A 21,794-nucleotide genomic window follows, 5' to 3' on the forward strand; every position below is an offset into this window, starting at 1 on the left:
CAGACAATAACGACAAAAAATAGGATTGAATATAACAAACTGTCTGGTTCCAATACCAGACAGTAATAAAGACAAATACGATTAACAAGAAAATAATTGTCATTTGAAATATCTATTTTGAATTTAAAATAAAAATTTATCTATATAGATATAACCAACATTATAAAATCTATTTTCATCACAAATATTTTATTTCCGCATAACCATTTTATTCATAGTTAAAATTTAACTTTTAATATACAAATATATCACTTATCGACATACAAATCCTCTACATAAAACAAAAAATCCCATATCCTAATAATCATTAACTAAACAGTTTATTTTTCATAAATAACTTGATTTCCTGTTTTAAAAATAAAATTCCAATTTATACCAATAAATAATGAGAATAATAATCCATGTATACTGAATATATTGAAAATTACCCTCATTTGTTTTATTTTTATACCAATTTACTCAAATTACAACTCACCACCAACAAAAAATACAATTGAGTATTATCCTATTATTGATAAAGTGCCCTCCCGAAAAAAAAGCGCTGAAATAAATTAAATTCATTTCTATCTATTTAAAAAGGACTAATATATGAACGTACAAGAGATCCTGAATAACGAAGATTATTCTGATATCAAGAAAAACTCTCATAAAGAACTGATTAACGGCTCATTCGAAGAAGGATATAACGGCTGGAGAATCCCAGCCCCTGAATCAGTAGAAATCTTATCTGAAAATGGCGTTCACTTTATCAGAGTCCAAAGCGTTACTGGTTCTGGCGTCATTGATCAAATTATCGAAGGATTAGAACCTAACACTAAATATAAATTAACAGCTACAGCGCGCGTATCAGCAGAATGGGCCTCATCAGCTTATTTTGGTTTACAGAGTCGCACCGATGGCCCCAACTCTTTTGCTGTAAACAGCACCGATTTTACAACGGGTTCGGTAGAATTAAATACAGATCAAGAGGGACTTTTACGCGTTTATTTATTGAAAGACCAAGTTGGCCATCGCCCAGATGGAGAAACCGCTGACTTTACCGGTTTTGTTTTAGAAAAAGCTTAAATATTTAACTTCGAAGTAGTTTGACATTAAAACACACCCGGAACAGGAAGCTCCGGGTGTTTTAATATTGGTTGAGAAAATAAAATCATAAATTAATATTTTAATTGAAATATAGTTCAATTATTTTAAAATAAATTCCCATCGAAATAATTTAGCCATCTCATTTATTTTTACATTAATTATCACAAACTTAATATTCAATCAAAAAACATGATTGAATATTTTTTCATTATTGATAAAGTGTTTACAGGGAAAAATCATTAAGCAAAATTAAATTTAATTGCCATTCATTTAAAAGGACTCATATATGGATATGAAAAAAATGCTAAATAGCGCAGATTATTCTGATACAAAAAACGCTAATAAAGAACTAGTTAATGGTTCATTTAATGAAGGATATCATGGCTGGAGAATCCCACACCCTGAAACTATAGAAATCTTATCCGAGAATGGCACTAATTTTCTTAGCATCCAAACCTATTCCGGCTCTGGCGTCATTGATCAAATTATAACAGGGTTGGAACCTAACGTTAAATATAGACTGACAGGTACAGCACGCTTATCGACTCAACTAACACCACAAAGGGCCTTGCCCGCTTATTTTGGTTTACAAAATCGCACATTTGGCCCTGAATCCTTTGCTGTAAATAGCTTCAACTTTACGACCGGTTCAGTTGAATTAAACACAGATGAAGAAGGGCTTTTACGTATTTACATGCTGAAAGACCAATTTATAGAACTTCCAGAAGAGGCAACTGCTGACTTCACGGGTTTTATTCTAGAAAGAGTTTAAACATCGGGCCTTGATACATAACACCCGAAGCACATTGCTCCGGGTGTTTTAAATAGAGATAATTCTCCGAAAACCATTCTGGCTAACTTAAATCATGCAATGGTTTTTTTATTGGCGGTGTCAATTGGAAATCAGAAAACCGCACCTGTAATCCGTGCCGTTCTGGAGAACAGCACATTGCACCAACAAAGACAGGTTGTTTATCTTCAAAAAAAGGAGACAACCTCAACAATGGCCACCGTAAACCATCAGTGGAATATTGCAGTCTTAAATATCCCTCTTCACGAGTCAAACGTAACCAGAATTTACTAGAATCACCAGGAAATACGCCCATAGACCAATCAGAATGATCACGTGTTAGCACACTACCAATCGAGGCATGACCATCAGAATATTCAATTCCGCCTTTCAGCCAATGTTTCTCATCGACTAATAGCATGACTCCTGCCTGATCGTATAAATGTTCAAAACAGCCTTCAATACAGAGTTGAAAGGTGAAATCATCCTCAACATAACGCCCAAAAACATGACCATTATGACGTTCAAAGCCATACCATGTTCGTTGCCAAAAGTCAGTTTTATGATCTGTAGTGACATTAAGCCAGTCGCTTCCACATTGCCAATCAGATGGTTCATTAAGCCAATGATATTGTGATAAACCCATAGGAACTCCCTCTATTATCTTCCGCTCGAATCAATCAATTTATATCCTGCAAATAAGGAAATAGAGAGTAAAGCAATACAAGCAAAAGCGCCGTGTAATGTCACAATATGCGCTAATCCACCTATGATTGCAGGTCCCAACAAAATCCCTGAATATCCCATGGTAGAAACCGCAGCAACAGCCAGTGAATCAGGCATAATTTTCTGTTGACCAGAAGCAGTAAAAAGCATTGGCGCTATATTGGATAATCCTGCGCCTATCATCAGGAAAGAGAACCCTAACATCATTGCAGTTGATGCTGAGTAAATAAGGATAAATCCAGAAGTAGCCAATAAAGCACTGCTGATAAAAACCCGTCGGTGTCCATAAAAGGCAATGATTTTATCACCCATAAAGCGGCCCGATGTCATAGCAATAGCAAACAGGGTATAACCGATACCAGCCTGATGACTACTGATATTATGTACGCTGGTTAATAATATACCGCTCCAGTCCAGCATTGCGCCTTCCATGATATAGGCAACAAAACAGAGAAAGCCCAATAAAATCACGATCCCATGAGGCACAGCAAAGAATGGCGTATTACCAGCTTCAGCTTCGTTCAATAACCCACTCCATACCGGCAATAGCAGTAAAATAATCAGTAATACCGCCATTACCATCACCTGGAGAGGTGATATGCCCAGAGACAATAATGCGCTCACCGATCCTGCACCGGCGATCCCGCCCAAACTAAATAACGCGTGAAAGCCAGACATAATTGGCCGCTGAGCCATTTTCTCGACCATGACGGCGTGGATATTGACCACAACATCCATTGCCCCAATACCTGCACCAAAGACAAATAAAACGCAAGCTAATGTCAACGGTGTCGGTAATACACTTAACCCTGGCAACATCACTAACACGATCAAAGCACATAAAGTGAAAATTTTCCGGCAACCGAAGCGTGCAGCTAACATGCCCGCTATTGGCATCATGATGAAAGAACCAATGCCGAATGCCAACATTAGAAGCCCCATAGCGCCATTATCAAGTTGTAGCCGTTCTTTAGCTAAAGGAATGAGAGGAGCCCAACTTGCAAGACTAAAGCCAGCAATAAAAAAAGCGGCGCGCGTCGCCATAATGGGTTGTTTTACCAAAGAGATAATATTTTGATCAGACAACTCATGTTCCTTCTATATCAATAAAAAGCCCTCCGCTATGACTAACGGAGAGCATTAAGTTACACAAAATTAATTTTAGAAAATTGCGGAATATCGGTCAGCGTCCCGATAATACGAGTTGCCTGTTGATATTGTTCCGCAATCGATAAAGCATGAGGCCAGGCATACACATAGGGAATACCTGCCTGCGTTGCTGCTGTAATTCCCAAATCGGTATCTTCAATCACTAATGTCTGATGAACATCCATAGACTTCAATTTCAACATAGCAAGATAGGGATCAGGATAAGGTTTCGTCCTCGCAACATCGTCACCAGAGATTAAAGCAGGGTTTTCACTCAACTCCAGCAATCCAATATTCGCCAAACACACTTCCCGCGGCGCAGTAGAAACAAAGCCAAAAGGGATACGGTGCTGTTGTAAGGTCGCTATCAACCGGGCAATCCCTGGACGAAGGTAACTTTTAGACAGCTTATCTTTGTAAACCGAGACGATTTGCGCAGTGATCCCTTTCTGTTGCAGAGCTGGAACCCCGATGTAATCTAATGTTCCCTCCAAACTCAGGCCAATAAGTTGCTGTGGTTGTACATGCTGTGTGTAGTCAGGAGCCAAATCACAAAGAACATCAAAGTGCAGTTGTTCACTGTCAACAATGACCCCATCGATATCAAAAATCACATTAAATCTATCCATGTGAAACATTCCATTATTTTAGATCGGAAATACGGATAAGCACTTTACAGTTCGGAGTAAACAGTGGTTTTTGGCTTTTGCGAGCAATATCACAACCAACAGTGAGAAAAGCCTGCAAGTAATCATTAAAATCAAAAACCTGGCTGACCAGACGACCGGCTGGAATAACGCCATCACGGATCATGGTATAAGCACGCTCAAAACTGTTATTCAGAGAATCGATGGAACCAATCACGGAAAGGCTCTTATCAGCAATTTTCAAGATATCAAGATTGGCATGCTTATCTTTAAGCGCGACATTCAACAATTTTCCGCCAGGCGCCAAATGGTCAAAAATGTATTCGGTTAATTGCCCGGTCGTATCCACACAGAGATCGATAGGCGCTGATTTATCACCATATTGTTGCGTTAATGCCTCATCAAAATCAGTATATAGCTCACATTCTGGCGGCAGATTTTCTTTGGCAAATTGAACACGACTTTCGTTTTTCTCGACCATGAAAGCCTTAACGCCTCTGGCATGCAAAGCCCAAATATAGAGCATCCCCATTGGGCCTGCGCCAGCTACCGCCGCACGAATATTAGTATGGGTGATGCCCAGTTTATCGACCCCGGTCAGCGTGCAACTGAGTGGCTCAGTCAGTGATGCCTCTTCCATACTGACATGATCATCCAGTTTTATCAGTGAACTCTCTTTAGCCAGATATTGCTCAGCAAATGCCCCGTCATAGGAAACTCCCGCTTCGGTTCCCAATTTTTTCTCGCAATGATTTGGATTTCCTATCTGGCACATCCGGCAATGCCCACAAGAATAAGTTGGGTTGATGACAACACGGTCACCTACATTAAAGCGAGTGACACTCTTTCCTACTTGAGCAACAACACCCGTTGTTTCATGGCCCAGAGTAGTTCCCGGAATAGCAACAGGATAAGAACCGGTGATAATCCCAACATCCGTACCACAAACGCCACACACCGCAATATCAACGACAACATCATCAGGCTCCACACAGCGTAACGGTTCAACATCCTGGATTTGAACATCCCACACCCGATTAAATTTAAGTGCTTTCATTACGCTACCTCCTTGTTATCCAGCATATTTAACGTCATATCAGCAAAAGTCAGATCAAGCTTATACAGAATTTCGTTTAAATGTTCCTGAGTACAAATTAACGGTGGACGAACTTTAAGTGCACGACCTTTACCATAACGAGAACCCCGGATGATCAAGTGATGAGAATTCGCTATTGCAATCGCTTGTGCCGCAAACTCTGGTGATGGCGTATCAAAGCCAAACATATAACCGACGCCTCTAACACCAGTAATTTCTGGGTATTTATGCTGTAATGCTAATAAGCCATCACGTAAATAAGCTTCATTATGCTGCACATTCTCCAGAACCTGTTCGTCTTCGATAATATCGATAATTTCATTAAGCGCCGTTAATGAAAGAGGGTTAGCGCCTGATGTACTGGAATGTTCGAATGACTCTAATACATCTAATGAACTCCGCATCAGCACACCACCGGTAGGAATACCTATGCCACCAGCGCCCTTAGCGAAAACAATAATATCGGGTTCTAATTCTTTAGCGTAACCGGTTGAGGCGAAAAATGTCCCGGTACGACCAAATCCGGTCTGTACTTCATCTGCGATAATAATAATGTCATGTTTATGGCAGATATCTCTGATCTTACGGTAAAAATCGACAGGGAAAACGTTATTTCCGCCATTTCCTTGAATAGGTTCAATGATAAGACAGGCAATATTGTCATTTGAACCTAATTGAATAAATTGTTCTAAGTCAAAATATTGATTGGGTTCTGTATTCGATTCAAGTTCTGACATGACACTAGCAGGGGTTGGAATTTTTAAAGAACCATCAATGCTGACATGGAAGTCTTTAATTCTAAAAGCATTACCCGAAATTTGCGCTGTGGCTAAAGACTGACCATGATGAGCCAGAAAGAAAGAGATAACTCCTGAACGTCCTGTTGCTTTTTGCGCGATACGAATTGCACATTCAACCGCCCCAGAACCGGAAACATCACGTAACCATATTCTATCAATGCCCTCAGGGGTATGTTTAACTAATTTACCCAAAATATATTGTGATATTTCATGGGTATAAGCTGAACTTAAATGTGTACATCTGTCGATCTGCTGTTTTAATTTTTCTGTTATTCTGCGATTAGTGTACCCAAGTGGAAGGTTAAATGTCCCCGAAGCTGCATCGATATACTTTTTACCATCAATTTCCAAATAAGGACCGTTTCCAACAAAGCGAGAAAGCATATCTTCAAACCGTTTTTCATTTTCCATCATTCTAATTACCTTAATTAACTATTCATAACCAAAACAAATAAAACCAGCCTTTAATATATAAGGCAATATTTACTAAAAATTAGTTTATATCAACAAAAAGTCTGCAAAAAACCAAAATACATTTAAAAAATTAAAGTATTTTGTATAAAATATATTATTATTTTGAATGATTGGTTAATGGCATGCAGAACTGCTGATTTATAGGATTAATGATAATAAATTCTGTTCAAATCCTACAAAAACTGTACCAAAATTTTCCATCTCACGGCTTTTCCGCAGATGATAAGAGCACTTACCTAATGCGTAGCTATTTTCTGACAGATGATGAAATGTGATAAAAGATTCTCGATCATTTCTGATTTGTCAGAAAAAATGTGCGTTTTTCATACTAAGAATAGCCAAACTTCCGACTAACATTAAAATGACGAGTGAAAAATAAGCTGATGCTACAGCGCGATGTCATTTTTTTGTATTTAAGATTTGAATATTTAAAATACCCACACAAGCTGGTTGGTTTACACCGGTGAATAGCTCGTATAAAGTTCAGACTTTAAAAAAAGTAAAGGGTTCAGTCTGTGCGTGATCCTTGAACATCCCTATCGCTAGCTTGAAATGACTCGCTAGTAGGATCTCTGGTGTATCCAAGCTCTTTGGTAACGCTAAAGAATGAATTCCACTGAGCCTATTCACCAATAAAACCACCACCATTATTGAAATATTAAAAGAACACACATGCAAAATTATATTCTTCTACTACTTAGCTTGGCACTTTTTGGACCTTTGGGTATCGATGTATTCTTGCCTACGGTTCCTGCCATTGCCGAGGATTTTAAAGTTAACAATGAAGTTATTCAGTCAACGATTTCTTTGTTTTTATTAATTATGGGGCTAGGTCAGTTAATCGCTGGGCCACTGGTAGATAAATTCGGCCGTCGGCCAGTAGCCCTAACGGGTATCACCTTATATATCATCGGTTCGGTGATCGCAGCGCTTTCTACTTTTCCCGAAATTTTTATTGCAGCGCGAATTATTCAAGGATGTGCTGTCTGCTGTACCAGTGTCGTCTGCATTAGTGGTGTGCGTGATCGCCTAAACGGTGATGAGGCGGCCAAAGCCTATGGATTTATTAACGGTACGCTAAATATTGTTCCTGCTCTCGCGCCATTACTTGGCGGTATTCTGGCCGAAATGTTCAACTGGAGAGCGCCATTCTGGTTTTTGACTTGCTACTCGGTTATTGCACTACTTATCATTGCCAACTGGCTACCAGAGACGCGCCCCGCTAACACTAAACCAGTTCGCGGGTTACCACTAAAGCAATATTTTCAAATTCTTAGCAATGCCCAGTTTATACATTTTGCCCTAGTTAACGCTGGCATTATGGGAATAGTGGTTACCTATGTGTCATTTGCGCCAACCGTGCTAATGACTGAGGGCCATATTTCACCGCTAGCATTTTCATTGATTTTTGGTGGCAACGGACTCTGGACGATGATCGCTTTCCTAACCGCCAATAAAATTATCCATCGACTTGGCCGCCCTTGCTGCCTGCTGTTAGGGACAATTCTAATGGCACTGGCTAGCCTATCTCTGTTTTCTGGCATGCATCTGCCAACTGTCGCCAGCCAGCACTGGCTAAGCTATATGTTGCCGGTTTCTTTCGCCTGCACAGGTATGGCATTTGTTATGGGACCGGCGACCAGTTATGCACTAGAGCCTTATTCTGACGAAGCCGGTGTCGCTTCTGCACTGATAGGATTCGTCCAGATGGCTGTCGGCTCCACCCTCTCGCTCATTGCTATGGCGCTGCCATTTTCGCTCAAACAGTCACTCGTGTTAGTCATGCTACTCGGTACCACCCTAATCCTGTCGGCACACATACTCAGCCGTAACCTGAAAGGACGGGTAGTTTCGCTAGAATCCTAAAATATCAATCACACACCTAACCCCATCATCTGCATCAGTTGTTGTGCTTGCTGAATCGCCTCCTGGCGATTCGCAATCCCTAGCTTCTGATACAGATTCCGTATATGTGTCTTAATAGTTGTCGTCGCTACATCCAATTCTGCGGCAATTTGATCATTACTGTAGCCTGAGTAAATTAATCCCAACACCTGCCACTCACGCTGTGTAAGCGGACTATTGCGAATAAGCTCAGGAACATCAGGATGTGTTAGCAACTGTGTGACAAAACTTTCATCAAAATGAGCGAATTTATGGCGATGCTGACGGTTGATATCCCGCAAAATGCGCTGCGCCCGATGTAACTCTAGTTCAGACAAGGTATTGAGCTGAATAAGCTGACGTAATTGTTGGGCCATCAACTCACCTTCAATGACAAAATGGCTAATAAATCCAGTACGGTTAGCCAGAGCCAATGCCTCAATGAGTGCATTCTGCGCTTCGCTTTTGCGTCCGATATGCCAGTAAAGCAAGTTATACAACAGTAAATTACGATTCAGATCGCTGATTAACTGCAATTCTCTCGCATGTTGATTCAGTGTATCCAAAATGGACTCAGCCTCATCATACAAACCAAGCAGAATCTGAGCACGAGCAATATTGCGCCACTGCCCCTGATTAAAATGATTACTGACACTTTCTGGTCGCTCAGTCTGTGCCAACCACCGAATAGCGGCATTTTTGTCGTCCATATTCTGCCAAATGATGACTCGCAGTTTGTCAGTATTCGTACGCCAATCTCGATGATACTGCCCATTATTTAGCAGGTTTTCACAACGCGCCAGATAACGGCGGGCATTATCAATATCTCCTCTGGTCAAAGAGCATTTAGCCAACTGGGTTAGACACTGCAACTGCTGTTGAGGTTGGAAGTTAGACAACACTTCCAGCCCACGACGCGCTACATCTTCGGCTTCATCAAGACGAGACCAACACCACAAAAGCTGTGAACGGATACGCAACAAAAATTCATGCATTGGCAACTGCTCCAAATGCTGTTCACGGATCAATTCAAATGCCTTGTTCTGCGTTTCATAAGCCGTCTGCAAATATCCCTGAGCTAATAAAATCTCACTTTGCTGCAACAGCGCCCACAACGCATAGTGATGAACATGGAAACGACGCGCAAGCTGCTCGGTTTGTTGCATCCGCGCTAATGCATCAGCCAACTCACCTCTACAATGTAATACTTCACCTTCCACGGAAGTTGCAACAATACGACTGTATTCATTCTGAGGAAGCAGTGCGGCCAAAGCCTGTTTCGCCAACTTATCGGCCATCTCCGGCTTGCCGCTGTTCATAGCCACCTGAGCCCGTAGCGCATCGAATTCAGCTAGCAGATCCGGCTCTATAGCAATTTGTTTCTGTTGCAGTGCCTGTTCCGCTTGGTTTAACAGTGTATTGACTTCTGAATAACGATGTTGGCTTTGGGCTAGCCAAGCCTGGAGCAGCACCAGACGCGGACTCTCCAATAGCTGCTCATAAGGCAGCGCATTCATACACTCTTCCAACAGAGATAACTCACTGTGGTTAAACAGCGACCAAGCATGCTGCAACAAAATATCGCGTAGCATGGCAGTATCACCCGCCGCCAAGGCATGATGAATCGCCTCGCCCGGATACCCCTGCGCCAACCAACCTTCTGCGGCCGCCCGATGCAACTCCGGCAATTGCAACGCCATTTCCCATTGACAGCGTTGACGTAGAAATGAAGCAAAAAGCGGATGAAAGCGAAACCATTCGCCAGAGTCATCCATACGCTGGATAAACAGCCCCTGACGTTCAGTTTCTTCAAGACGCTGCTGACCATTCTCTTCACCGGTTAGACGAACAATCAAACCGTCATTCATGGAACGTAAGATAGAACTGCGCAACAAAAATTCACGCGTTGAACTATCCACCTGATTGAGTACCTCATCCACCAGATAATCGGAAAGATGGCCGGCGTTAATGCCCGACAAGCGTTTAGCCGACAGTTCAGCGGCATCACACGACTGCCGTGCTGAAAGCGCGATAAGCTGAAGCGCCGTTGCCCAACCCGCGACTTCATTGCATAAGCGCTTACAATCGTCGGCGTCAAGGGATGTGGTTAACCGCTTATCAAAAAATTGCTGCGTTTCTTGATAATCAAAAGCCAGTTGCTGACTGTCAATTTCCAGCAATTGCTCACGCACACGCAGATTAGCTACCCCAAGAGAAGGCAAATTACGCGATAAGATGGTTAACGTCAGATTCTCAGGCTGGTGACGCAGGAAAAACCGCATAGCCTCATGAATAATATTATTTACAATCAGATGGTAATCATCAATCACCAGGAAAATGGGCCGCCGCCACTCACTAAGTTCAATAAATAATTGAGCGAAAAGCGCGGGTAAATTGGCATATTGATGTTTTTGGGCCAACACTTCACTTTTAACACAGTGTCCCTGCGTAGCCTGTTGCAACGCCGCGATAAGATAGCTGGCAAAACGTTCCGGCTGATTATCGCTCTCATCCAAAGAATACCATCCCAAATTATCCTGCCCGGCAGCCCACTGAGAGACCAGTGTGGTTTTACCGTAACCAGCGGGGCTAGTTATTAGCACAAGACGATAGTTAGACGACTCATTCATTCTGATTAACAAACGCTTACGCAAGACCGTATTATTCAGACGAACGGGACGACTCAGTTTTGATGGGATAAGCATTAATTTCCGTAATTTCCGTGCCCAATAAGAAGTAATAAGTGAAACCTGCGCCGGAACCATGAGTGATATTAGTTATACCCGTCATCTTTCAAGTTGCCTCTTTGTTGGCTGCACTCGCTCACCCCGGTCACATAGTTTGCTATGCTCCCGGGGATTCACTCCCTTGCCGTCGCGATGCATCTTGAAATCCATAGGGTATAGATGATTTATTTCACGGTCCGTAATGACGCCATTAATCGGCCCAACCAAATTTAGTGAAATAGATTGCTTTTGCAAATATGTTTACGACCCCTATAGTATTAAGTTGCGCACCCTATCACATTCTTGAACAACAAATTCCATTTTCTACATACAAGTTGTGGAAGCAATTAGCAGATTACCTTATCGATCCACTGGAAAAAAATGAACTCAATTAGGTGCAAAAATGATGCGAAAGAGGGTTACTGGCTACGCCCTTCTACTCCTCCCTGACTAATACCTCTCTAGGATGATGCTTTAGATCCTGAGAGCATTCAGCATAGTGCTTAAACTTTCCTTTTCAGCTACAGGATGAAGACTCCATGCAACAGTCCAGATTAGATAAAGCCCAGTTTCAGGCTGCGCTGACACGTCAATGGCAGCGCTTTGGCCTCGGTTCGGCACAGGAAATGTCCCAGCATCAGTGGTGGCAAGCCGTTAGTGCGGCCCTGTCAGAGCTGTTGCCCACATGCCCTGTCATCAATCATTCCGACCAACAACGCCATGTGAACTACATCTCTATGGAGTTTCTGATTGGCCGTTTAACCGCAAACAATCTGCTTAACCTTGGTTGGTATGAAGACGTTCAGGCTTACCTGGCAGAAGAAAATATCATTCTGAGTGATCTTCTGGAACAAGAAACTGACCCCGCTTTAGGTAACGGTGGATTGGGACGGCTTGCCGCCTGTTTTCTTGACTCTATGGCAACCGTCGGTCAGCCGGCAATTGGCTATGGTCTGAATTATCAATACGGCCTGTTCCGCCAATCCTTTGAACAAGGGCAACAAATTGAAGAACCAGACAATTGGGGACGAGAATCTTATCCCTGGTTCCACCACAACACTCAGTTAGATGTTGAGGTGAATTTTGGTGGCGAAGTCGTCATAACCGATGATGGACGCGAAACTTGGGCACCTGAATTTACCTTGGTTGGAGAAGCTTGGGATCTACCGGTCATTGGTTATCGCAATGGTGTTACTCAACCATTACGCCTGTGGCAAGCAACCCATGCTACGCCATTTGATCTCGACAAATTCAACGCCGGGCAGTTTCTGGCAGCAGAACAGCAAGGTGTTGAAGCCGCTAAACTGACAAAAGTTCTCTATCCGAATGATAATCATCAGGAAGGCAAACGCCTGCGTCTGATGCAACAATATTTCCAGTGTGCCTGCTCCGTCGCAGATATTTTGCGTCGCCATCAGCTAGCGGGCCGCAAAATGGAAAATCTGCCTAAGTATGAAGTTATCCAACTTAACGATACCCATCCAACAATTGCCATCCCTGAAATGATGCGCATTCTGCTGGATAAACACCAGATGAGTTGGGAAACGGCTTGGGAGATAACCAGCCATACTTTCGCCTATACCAACCATACCCTGATGCCAGAAGGTTTGGAATGTTGGGACGAGGATCTAGTCAGCCACCTGCTACCACGCCATTACAGCATCATTAAAGAAATTAACTACCGGTTTAAAAAGTTGGTGGACAAAACTTGGCCCGGCGAGCAAGCCGTATGGGAAAAATTGGCTGTACATTATAACCATCAGATACGCATGGCGAATCTTTGTGTCGTCGCGGGCTTTGCCGTAAACGGGGTAGCAGCGCTGCACTCACAGCTCATCGTTAAGGATCTTTTCCCTGAATACCATCAACTATGGCCGAATAAGTTTCTCAACGTGACAAATGGCGTGACCCCGCGTCGTTGGCTCAAACAGTGTAACCCGGCACTGTCAGGATTGCTTGACCGTACACTTAATCGCGAATGGATTAACGATCTTGATGCCCTTAAAACACTTGAACCCTATGCAGATGACGCCGCTTTCCGCGAAGAGTACCGAGCTATCAAACAAGGCAACAAGATCCTGCTATCCAATTATGTCAATAAAGTGATGGGGCTTAAGCTAGATCCAAACGCCATTTTTGATGTGCAAATTAAACGTTTGCATGAATATAAACGCCAACATCTGAACCTGTTGCATATCCTATCGCTCTATAAACAAATTCAGGAAAACCCGGAACTGGATATCGTGCCACGTGTATTCCTGTTTGGCGCAAAAGCCGCGCCCGGCTACTATTTGGCAAAAAACATTATCTCTGCCATCAATCAGGCAGCGGAGAAAATTAATAACGATCCAATCGTCCGTGATCGCATTAAGATCGCTTTTATCCCCGATTACAAAGTTTCTGTCGCGGAGCTAATGATACCGGCTGCTGATGTTTCAGAACAAATCTCCACAGCCGGCAAAGAAGCTTCCGGTACCGGCAACATGAAACTGGCACTGAATGGCGCACTGACCATCGGAACATTAGATGGGGCGAACGTTGAAATTGCCGAACAGGTAGGAGATGACCATATCTTCATCTTCGGGCATACCGTAGAAGAAGTGAAAGCCTTAAAAGCTGCTGGTTATGACCCACTGAAATTACTCAAGGAAGATCAGCATCTGGACAACATACTCAAGGCACTGGCTAGCGGCGAGTTCAGTTATAGCGATAAGCGAGCATTCGATATGCTGCTACATAGTCTGATTGAAGGTGGCGATCCTTATCTGGCGCTAGCTGATTTTGCCTCCTATTGTGATGCGCATAAACGGATTGATTCCTTGTACCGCGATACTCAACATTGGACACGTAGTGCCATTCTAAATACCGCCCGGATGGGCATGTTCAGCTCTGACCGGACAATCCATGATTATCAACAACGCATCTGGCAAGCAGAGAGATAAGGAAAAATCATGGAGGAGAAAAGCCTCGATCATTTAGCGACCGAGGCTGGCATTGTCGCCAGCTATATTAATGCTTATGGCAAACCACAAGCGATTCTAACGGAAACCCGACACTACTTGTTGGATGCGATAAGTGAAAACAAACCGGCCAACGCGTCGGTTTCACCCTTACCGACAGTAAAAGTTTTTACTCAAGGCGAGCACTTCACTATCACCCTGAAAGATGAAGAGCACTACCAATGGCAGATACAGACAGAACAAGGAGAGGAATTTCAGGGGCATTGCTGCCATAAACTGGTGCTACCTGATACGCTTGCTCTGGGCTACCATCACCTCACTTTGACACAAGGAAACCAATGCTGGTCCATGCAGATTATCGTGGCGCCCAAACGCTGCTATGAACCAGATGCCCTGCAAAGGAGGGAAAAACTTTGGGGTGCCTGTGTGCAACTCTATACTCTGCGTTCAGAAAACAACTGGGGAATCGGCGATTTTGGCGACCTGAAACACATGCTGAAAGAGGTAGCAGCACGCGGAGGCGCCTTCATCGGATTGAATCCATTGCATGCACTGCATCCAGCCATGCCAGAAAGCGCCAGCCCCTATAGCCCCTCTTCACGCAACTGGCTTAATGTGATTTACATTGACGTTAATCAGATTGAAGATTTCAAACTCAGTGAAGAGGCACAGCGTTGGTGGCAAGCACCAGAGACTCAACGCACGTTACAGTATTCCCGCAGCACTAAATGGGTGGATTACACCACAGTGATGGCGTTGAAAATAGCAGCACTACGTCTGGCACATCAACAATTCAGTACGCGCCCAGAACATGATTCCCAACAAACCGCTTTCCGCCGATTTGTCATTCAGGGTGGTGAATGTCTCTACTATCAAGCCGCCTATGACGCTCTGCACTGCCAGTTATACGCTAAAGATAGCTCCTGTTGGGGCTGGCCGGTATGGCCGGAAAAGTACCGCGATCCGCACGGTGAAGCCGTACAAACATTTTGCCAATCTCACCCGCAGGAAGTGGAATTTTTCCTCTGGCTACAATGGCTGGCTGATACGCAACTTGCAGACTGCTTTACCCAAAGCCAAACAAGTGGCATGCCGATTGGGCTTTACCGTGATTTGGCCGTTGGCGTAGCCGAAGGCGGATCGGAAACCTGGTGCAACCGGGTTGTCTATTGCACTAAAGCATCAGTGGGAGCACCACCAGATGCTCTTGGACCATTGGGTCAAAACTGGGGCTTACCACCAATGAATCCTCATGTTTTGCAAGCCCAGGCTTACCAACCGTTCATTCAGCTGCTGCGCACTAATATGACCTATTGCGGTGCGCTACGCATTGACCACGTGATGTCGATGCTTAGACTTTGGTGGATTCCCTACGGTGAAACAGCCGACAAAGGAGCATATGTACACTACCCAGTTGATGATCTGATGGCAATTCTGGCACTAGAGAGTCAACGCCATCGCTGTCTGGTTATTGGTGAAGATTTGGGGATTGTACCGGAAGAGATTGTAGGCAAACTGCGCGACAGCGGTGTCTATTCTTATAAAGTGCTCTACTTTGAGCGTCATGGCAATGGAGAATACCGCGCACCTGAGGATTACCCGATACAAGCAATGGCAACCATCACCACCCATGATTTACCGACCTTACGTGGATTTTGGCAAAGCAACGATTTGACACTTGGGGAATCACTCAAACTATACCCTGATAAAGACCTGCTTCAAGGGTTACATACTGACCGTCAAGCTAGCAAACAAGGGTTATTAGAAGGCTTACATCGCTACGGCTGTATCCCGGAACATATCGGTCACATGGCAAAAGAGATAGACATGTCACCGATAATAAACCAAGGACTACATCGTTATATTGCCCACAGCGCCTGCGCACTACTGGGCCTGCAACCCGAAGATTGGCTGGATATGGATAAACCGGTTAATATTCCAGGTACGGTAATGGAATATCCTAACTGGCGACGTAAATTGAATACCTCTCTGGAAACCCTGTTTGGTGATGATCATGTCAACCAATTGCTGAAAGATGTAGATAAATGTCGTAAAAAAGCGGGAATGGACAGAGGCTAAATGCCGTAATGCCTATTTCCCCTCCGAAGGCATTATCCTGTCCAGTTTAAAGGATGGTTTTAATCCATAAACCATCCTTCATATTGCTGAGTTTTCACCAATGGTAAATACAGGTATTAAGAAAAGCCGTTTTTTGTCTGTCAGTATGGTTTTAAAAGCTAGAAAAGAGGCTAGGCATACCACGAAAAAACAGGTAAAAACTTTAATCATCAAAAGTAAAAAGCAGTGATTAAGGATTTTTTTAAAACGGGTAAAAAATCCGATACCATACTGACATTAGAGGAGAAATCATCAGAAAAAATAGGTTTTAAATTAATTAAATAAGGTGACAAAATGATAGTGTTAACCCAATAACAAGAATATATCATATCAAAACATTTAACAGTATTAACCGCATTAAACCCATTTTCTTAAACAAAAGATTTTACCTGACTGCAACAAGTTTACAAAAAATCAGAGGTTATAATTGTAGAAAACCGAGAGGCATTTAAATTAACCCCAAAAAGCAAAAATGTTTAGCCGCATTAAAAATGATTAAAGAAATTAGCGTTAATCCTAATACCGCTAGCTGATCTGCTACCCTCACTGGTTTTAAACCTAAAAAATCAAATACAGAAAAGGGAGAAACGAGAAAACCTAAATATCAGTTTAATGATTTAATGAAAATAAGGATATTAAATACGGTTAAGAAAATGTAAAAGCCATTAGGTTTACCACAATTAAGCAATAAAAATCATTCGTTATAGCAGGTTTACAATTAAAAATAAGCAACCCATCAGAATGAAAACCACTGTACAAGCTTATCATGTTTTTAGATTATTATTTTTTTACTGATATTTCCCTTTTACCGGTGATTAATCAGCTAAGGATTAAAAAATAGGTACCCCATTGATGCCAGCTTTTTAAACGGTATAGCGTGACTAAAAACAACCTATTCCCTGCTATACCCTATGGATTTCAAGATGCATCGCGACGGCAAGGGAGTAAACCGGTCACATAGTTAACTATGTGACCGGGGTGAACGAGTGTAACCAACAAAGAAGCAACTTGAAAGATAACGGGTATATCACCGCTAGTTTTCACCAATGATAAATACAGGTATTAAGAAAAGCCGTTTTTTGTCTGTCAGTATGGTTTTAAAAGCTGGAAAAGAGGCCAGGCATACCACGAAAAAACAGGTAAAAACTTTAATCATCAAAAGTAAAAAGCAGTGATTAAGGATTTTTTTAAAACGGGTAAAAAATCCGATACCATACTGACATTAGAGGAGAAATCATCAGAAAAAATAGGTTTTAAATTAATTAAATAAGGTGACAAAATGATAGTGTTAACCCAATAACAAGAATATATCATATCAAAACATTTAACAGTATTAACCGCATTAAACCCATTTTATTAAACAAAAGATTTTACCTGACTGCAACAAGTTTACAAAAAATCAGAGGTTATAATTGTAGAAAACCGAGAGGTATTTAAATTAACCCCAAAAAGCAAAAATGTTTAGCCGCATTAAAAATGATTAAAGAAATTAGCGTTAATCCTAATACCGCTAGCTGATCTGCTACCCTCACTGGTTTTAAACCTAAAAAATCAAATACAGAAAAGGGAGAAACGAGAAAACCTAAATATCAGTTTAATGATTTAATGAAAATAAGGATATTAAATACGGTTAAGAAAATGTAAAAGCCATTAGGTTTACCACAATTAAGCAATAAAGACCATTCGTTATAGCAGGTTTACAATTAAAAATAGGCAACCCATCAGAATGAAAACCACTGTACAAGCTTATCATGTTTTTACATTATTCTTTTTTTACTGACATTTCCCTTTTACCGGTGATTAATCAGCTAAGGATTAAAAAATAGGTACCCCATTGATGCCAACTTTTTAAACGGTATAGCGTGACTAAAAACAACCTATTCCCTGCTATACCCTATGGATTTCAAGATGCATCGCGGCGGCAAGGGAGCGAATCCCCGGGAGCATAGCGAACTATGTAACCGGGGTGAGTGAATGCCGCCAACAAAGAGGCAACTTGAAAGATAACGGGTATAGAATCTTCCGCAATAACGCCGATCTTTTTACAGGCGGGACAAAACACCGGGTCACCTTTACAGACAACCGATAGTTGTTGGTTTACCAAACCGGAACCATTTAAAACATCGCCTCCGGTCGTTGTGGTATCACCTTTCAGGATAATTTTTTTTCCTTCCACTACACTTCGCATCATTTACTCCGTTATATTTTCCGTTTCTCGTATTAAATGCCATACGGTTGTGCCCGTCTCTGCACCTTCAACATCAAAAGCCATCGTCCCCTGAGCAAAGAAGTACTGCTTATCAGGCAAGCTATCGGTTTGCCAGATCCCGCTGACCAGAGCAGGATGGTCACCTCTCATAGGGGTCACATTCAGCGGTCCTCGGTCATAACGGGCATACCAGGCCAGGGTGGAAGTTGAATTAAAATGACCTTCACCATAGAAGTGCAATGAATGGCCTTCACGAGGTATCACCCGTATCGGACGTATCAATTGGTTAATAGCAAAATAACTCTCCGGGACACTGCCCGGTAGCGGCGTTAAATCCGGGTATTGACCAGCGCGGATCATCAGACCATTGGAATAAGGCGTAATCAACACATCCGGGTAGCGGTGGCGGGCCAGCATATGACGTATCCATAATTCCCCCCCCAACCGTTCTACAAAGCGTTTGGACAGTAAGGTGATCCAGTTAATGCCACGGATGGAATTTCCATACTGTAATTTAGCTGTGTGCACTGCGGAGTTCACTTGCAGGGAAGGGTAACGTTGCGCCAGTTGGTACTCTAAGGGAAAGTAGTCATAGAAGTCATTGGGTAATACCAGACAGTAGCCACAGTCACCACTGTCCGGTTCGAGTTGTTCACACAGAAAGTCCAGCCAGGCCATAAATCGGGTCATGCCCTCTTGTTCTTTCAGATAATTCCAAGGAAGTGTCAGGCTTAGGTAAGAAATGCCGTTATCACCGCTTATTTCCCGGGAATCCAGGTAACGCATCAGATAATGAGGTGCCTCATCTTCATTTTTGGCATCACTGACGACCCAACCACAAAACTGGTTTTTTTTCTGATTAAGAATACCCTCTTCCACTTTGGCAATATTTTCCGGGGAATATTTTTTTAACCCTTTCAATTCATGACGGTGAAAACGCAGGTGAGTACCGAACTCTTCGCGAAAACGACGATAACAGGCCAGAATGCGTTGCTTTTTCTCTGGGGTGTAGCCCCGTTTAAAAAACAGGGTAATTGAGAGACCCAGACGGGAAACAGTTAGCCCATCGGCATTGAGAAAAAGAAAAGAGGTCAGTTGTGATCTCAGTTGGGCAAAGTAATCTGAAGTTTCCATCATTTTCTCCATTAATTATGAGACAGTGACAAATGTCACACTTGCCAATATTGCCAGGACGGCAGCTAACGCAGCGGCGCTGGCCGCTGCGGCAACAGCTAAAATTTCCACCAGTGCAATCAGTGCAGCAGCAACGGCAACGGTGACCAGGACAACAACGGCAACTTCGGCAATAATCACAACTACTTCCAGCATGCCTTCCCCCACCTCTTTTAATATTTGCATCCAGCTAATGTTTTTTAGCTCTTCCAGGGTGATATCTGAGCCCTGTTGCACAGTCTGCCATCGGGCTTTTATCTCATTCTCCGTCCAGGTCACGATTTTCCCCGTTTGTTCATTAACCCAGGAAAACGCGTAGCTGACTTGATGAGTGACCGGATCAATAATCTCTTCACACACCCACTTGCCGGCTTGATTGAACCATGCTCCAAACTGAGCAAGGAGTTCGCGGGTACTGTCACGGACATAATTCAATCCGTTTTCGGTCAGACCCGCCACCTCCTGCCCAAGGACAACCCAGTCTTCATAGCTCGGTAAAAACGACCAACGGGAAGTACTGAGAAGCGGTGGATTTTCTGTCAGGGGTTGTGGAATGGTTCCCGGCACACCCTCTGCGGGAGGAGCGGGTAAAGCTTTATCATCAGGCGGTGAACCGGGCGGCAGCGGTGCCAGTGGTATGGGATTTTTATAGTGTTGAGAACCGGGTTGATAATGTTTTCGCCACGCTTCATCGTACTGTTTTTGCTCCTCAGAGCGATTATCGTCAACACGCATCACCCCAAAGCGATCTTCGGTCGCAATCTGGATATAATCAGTTTGTTGTCCCTGAGTTAGATCATCCCCCGGAAATTTCACCTCAATCAACATTTTCAAATTATCAGGGTGCACAGAACCATCGAAGTAGGTGGCATTTCTGCCCGGCCAACGGAGAGTCTCATCTTTAACCAAAATAATATCGGGGCGCCGAATACCAACAACACCAAATTTCTCCGTATCGTCGGCAGAAGGCCGGGCAAATGGATTACTGGATTGCGGTAAATTATCACCATAACGCTGCTTAGAGATTTGACTGGTTGCCAGCATGGGTAAAGGCACTGCCTCTTCTCTGATAGCAAACACCACTTCTGCTTTATAAGGCCATAAAAAGTCATGTTTGAGTTCCTCAACCTTAATCAACCCACTCATAATGACTTGATTAAGAAAGCGAATAGCGCCCAGCTTGGTGACAATCATTGCCGGCAGGCGCAGAGCATACTCAGCTTTTTCCGCCAGATAGCAGGGGTCTTCATCGGCGGGAAAAACCCCTATTTCCATCGTACAGTTAACTGAGGTCACGGCCGGGCACATTTTACCGCTGTTGGATATTGTCATACTTATTTCTCCGTAAATTCCATCACATACTCTATCTGCGTGTTACCGCTGGCACGGTATAAGGTTTGCTTCGGTTTCGGTGGGACTTCTGGTGAACTCAGTTGCAGATTTTCTTCCGCCTCACTCTGTACCGTCACGGTTCTGCCCAGCGCATCGGTTTTACCGGAAAGGGTCTGACCGCCAGCGGTGGTAATGGTATAGGGGGTATTCACCAGTGGTTTACCGCTCCGTTCACTGAGCAGGGTATAGCGGGCGGAGTAGTCAAACAGCGCACCGGCGGATTTCTTGCCGGCGATATGGTCGGTCATAGTGATGCTGACGCCTTCGATACGGATATTGCCCATCGGGTCAATGACTATCTGCCCGCCTGCGTTCCCAATGGTGATTTGCCCGCTTTCAGAGTGCACCGTGATATGTTTACCCACGGTGATTTGCTGGTTATCGCTGATGTTCAGTTGATGGCTTTTACCAATGGAAACGGCTTGCTGACCTTTAACGGTCACCGTCTGATTTTGACCGACTTCAAGCGTCTGAAAGCCCTGCACGGCTTCATCATCATCGTTTTTAATTATCGCCGTGCGGTTATGCGCCACTTCTGTTTTCTGGTCATTACCTGTCTGCGTG

16 protein-coding genes are annotated in these 21,794 nt (G+C 43.2%); 5 read left to right on the forward strand and 11 right to left on the reverse strand.

The genetic code is table 11. From position 1 onward, the window contains the following. Nucleotides 1-588: 588 nt before the first annotated feature. Together AACQ83_RS19435 and AACQ83_RS19440 are read left to right on the forward strand one after the other, a co-directional pair. On the forward strand, nt 589-1,065 hold the full coding sequence (locus AACQ83_RS19435; protein ID WP_112879216.1) for a carbohydrate binding domain-containing protein: 477 nt from the start codon (nt 589-591) through the stop codon (nt 1,063-1,065). A 307-nt stretch (nt 1,066-1,372) separates the two neighbouring features. Then, on the forward strand, nt 1,373-1,858 hold the full coding sequence (locus AACQ83_RS19440; RefSeq protein ID WP_112879217.1) for a hypothetical protein: 486 nt from the start codon (nt 1,373-1,375) through the stop codon (nt 1,856-1,858). An 82-nt stretch (nt 1,859-1,940) separates the two neighbouring features. Here AACQ83_RS19440 and AACQ83_RS19445 read toward each other — a convergent pair whose 3' ends face one another. The 5 genes from AACQ83_RS19445 to AACQ83_RS19465 are packed head-to-tail and all read right to left on the reverse strand — an operon-like array spanning nt 1,941 to nt 6,705. Then, the gene (locus AACQ83_RS19445; protein WP_112879218.1) at nt 1,941-2,522 is read right to left on the reverse strand and encodes a DUF1349 domain-containing protein; all 582 of its coding nucleotides are present in this window, start codon (nt 2,520-2,522) and stop codon (nt 1,941-1,943) included. A gap of 14 nt (nt 2,523-2,536) precedes the next feature. Then, on the reverse strand, nt 2,537-3,688 hold the full coding sequence (locus AACQ83_RS19450) for an MFS transporter (protein WP_112879219.1): 1,152 nt from the start codon (nt 3,686-3,688) through the stop codon (nt 2,537-2,539). Between the two features lie 59 nt (nt 3,689-3,747). Next, nucleotides 3,748-4,380 (reverse strand): HAD family hydrolase, encoded by a 633-nt coding sequence (locus AACQ83_RS19455; protein ID WP_112879220.1) that lies wholly within the window; start codon nt 4,378-4,380, stop codon nt 3,748-3,750. Between the two features lie 13 nt (nt 4,381-4,393). Continuing rightward, entirely contained in the window at nt 4,394-5,455 is a 1,062-nt protein-coding gene (locus AACQ83_RS19460; protein ID WP_112879221.1) for a zinc-dependent alcohol dehydrogenase, read from the reverse strand. Beyond that, nucleotides 5,455-6,705, reverse strand: coding sequence for a class-III pyridoxal-phosphate-dependent aminotransferase (locus AACQ83_RS19465; protein ID WP_370446079.1), 1,251 nt, complete (start codon nt 6,703-6,705; stop codon nt 5,455-5,457). The genes AACQ83_RS19460 and AACQ83_RS19465 overlap by 1 nt, the downstream gene beginning before the upstream one ends. Nucleotides 6,706-7,440: 735 nt before the next feature. Here AACQ83_RS19465 and AACQ83_RS19470 point away from each other — a divergent pair. Beyond that, entirely contained in the window at nt 7,441-8,634 is a 1,194-nt protein-coding gene (locus AACQ83_RS19470; protein WP_112879223.1) for a multidrug effflux MFS transporter, read from the forward strand. A gap of 8 nt (nt 8,635-8,642) precedes the next feature. Here AACQ83_RS19470 and malT read toward each other — a convergent pair whose 3' ends face one another. Both malT and AACQ83_RS19480 read right to left on the reverse strand, forming a co-directional pair. Beyond that, on the reverse strand, nt 8,643-11,357 hold the full coding sequence (malT, locus tag AACQ83_RS19475) for an HTH-type transcriptional regulator MalT (protein ID WP_112879230.1): 2,715 nt from the start codon (nt 11,355-11,357) through the stop codon (nt 8,643-8,645). After that, complete coding sequence (locus AACQ83_RS19480; protein WP_255566992.1) at nt 11,314-11,442, reverse strand: hypothetical protein; 129 nt, start codon at nt 11,440-11,442, stop codon at nt 11,314-11,316. Before AACQ83_RS19480 ends, malT begins: the two co-directional genes overlap by 44 nt. 475 nt (nt 11,443-11,917) lie before the next feature. Between AACQ83_RS19480 and malP the strand changes: the two genes are divergently transcribed. Both malP and malQ read left to right on the forward strand, forming a co-directional pair. Continuing rightward, entirely contained in the window at nt 11,918-14,320 is a 2,403-nt protein-coding gene (gene malP, locus AACQ83_RS19485) for a maltodextrin phosphorylase (RefSeq protein WP_112879224.1), read from the forward strand. A 9-nt stretch (nt 14,321-14,329) separates the two neighbouring features. Continuing rightward, nucleotides 14,330-16,417, forward strand: coding sequence for a 4-alpha-glucanotransferase (malQ, locus tag AACQ83_RS19490; RefSeq protein WP_112879225.1), 2,088 nt, complete (start codon nt 14,330-14,332; stop codon nt 16,415-16,417). 1,942 nt (nt 16,418-18,359) lie between these two features. Here malQ and AACQ83_RS19495 read toward each other — a convergent pair. From AACQ83_RS19495 to AACQ83_RS19510, 4 genes are all read right to left on the reverse strand, one after another. Then, nucleotides 18,360-18,644, reverse strand: coding sequence for a PAAR domain-containing protein (locus AACQ83_RS19495; RefSeq protein ID WP_112879231.1), 285 nt, complete (start codon nt 18,642-18,644; stop codon nt 18,360-18,362). Between the two features lie 3 nt (nt 18,645-18,647). Further along, nucleotides 18,648-19,799: a DUF3396 domain-containing protein gene (locus AACQ83_RS19500; protein ID WP_112879226.1), complete on the reverse strand. Its 1,152-nt coding sequence runs from the start codon at nt 19,797-19,799 to the stop codon at nt 18,648-18,650. Nucleotides 19,800-19,814: 15 nt separating this feature from the next. Next, nucleotides 19,815-21,170 carry a VRR-NUC domain-containing protein gene (locus AACQ83_RS19505; protein ID WP_112879227.1) on the reverse strand — a complete coding sequence of 452 codons (1,356 nt, stop codon included), beginning with the start codon at nt 21,168-21,170 and terminating at the stop codon, nt 19,815-19,817. Between the two features lie 2 nt (nt 21,171-21,172). Further along, on the reverse strand, nt 21,173-21,794 hold a 622-nt coding region (locus tag AACQ83_RS19510), incomplete at its 5' end, for a bacteriophage T4 gp5 trimerisation domain-containing protein (RefSeq protein ID WP_445260531.1).

The sequence above is a fragment of the Photorhabdus sp. S10-54 genome (assembly GCF_963878145.1).
GTDB classification, from domain to species: Bacteria; Pseudomonadota; Gammaproteobacteria; order Enterobacterales; family Enterobacteriaceae; genus Photorhabdus; species Photorhabdus kayaii.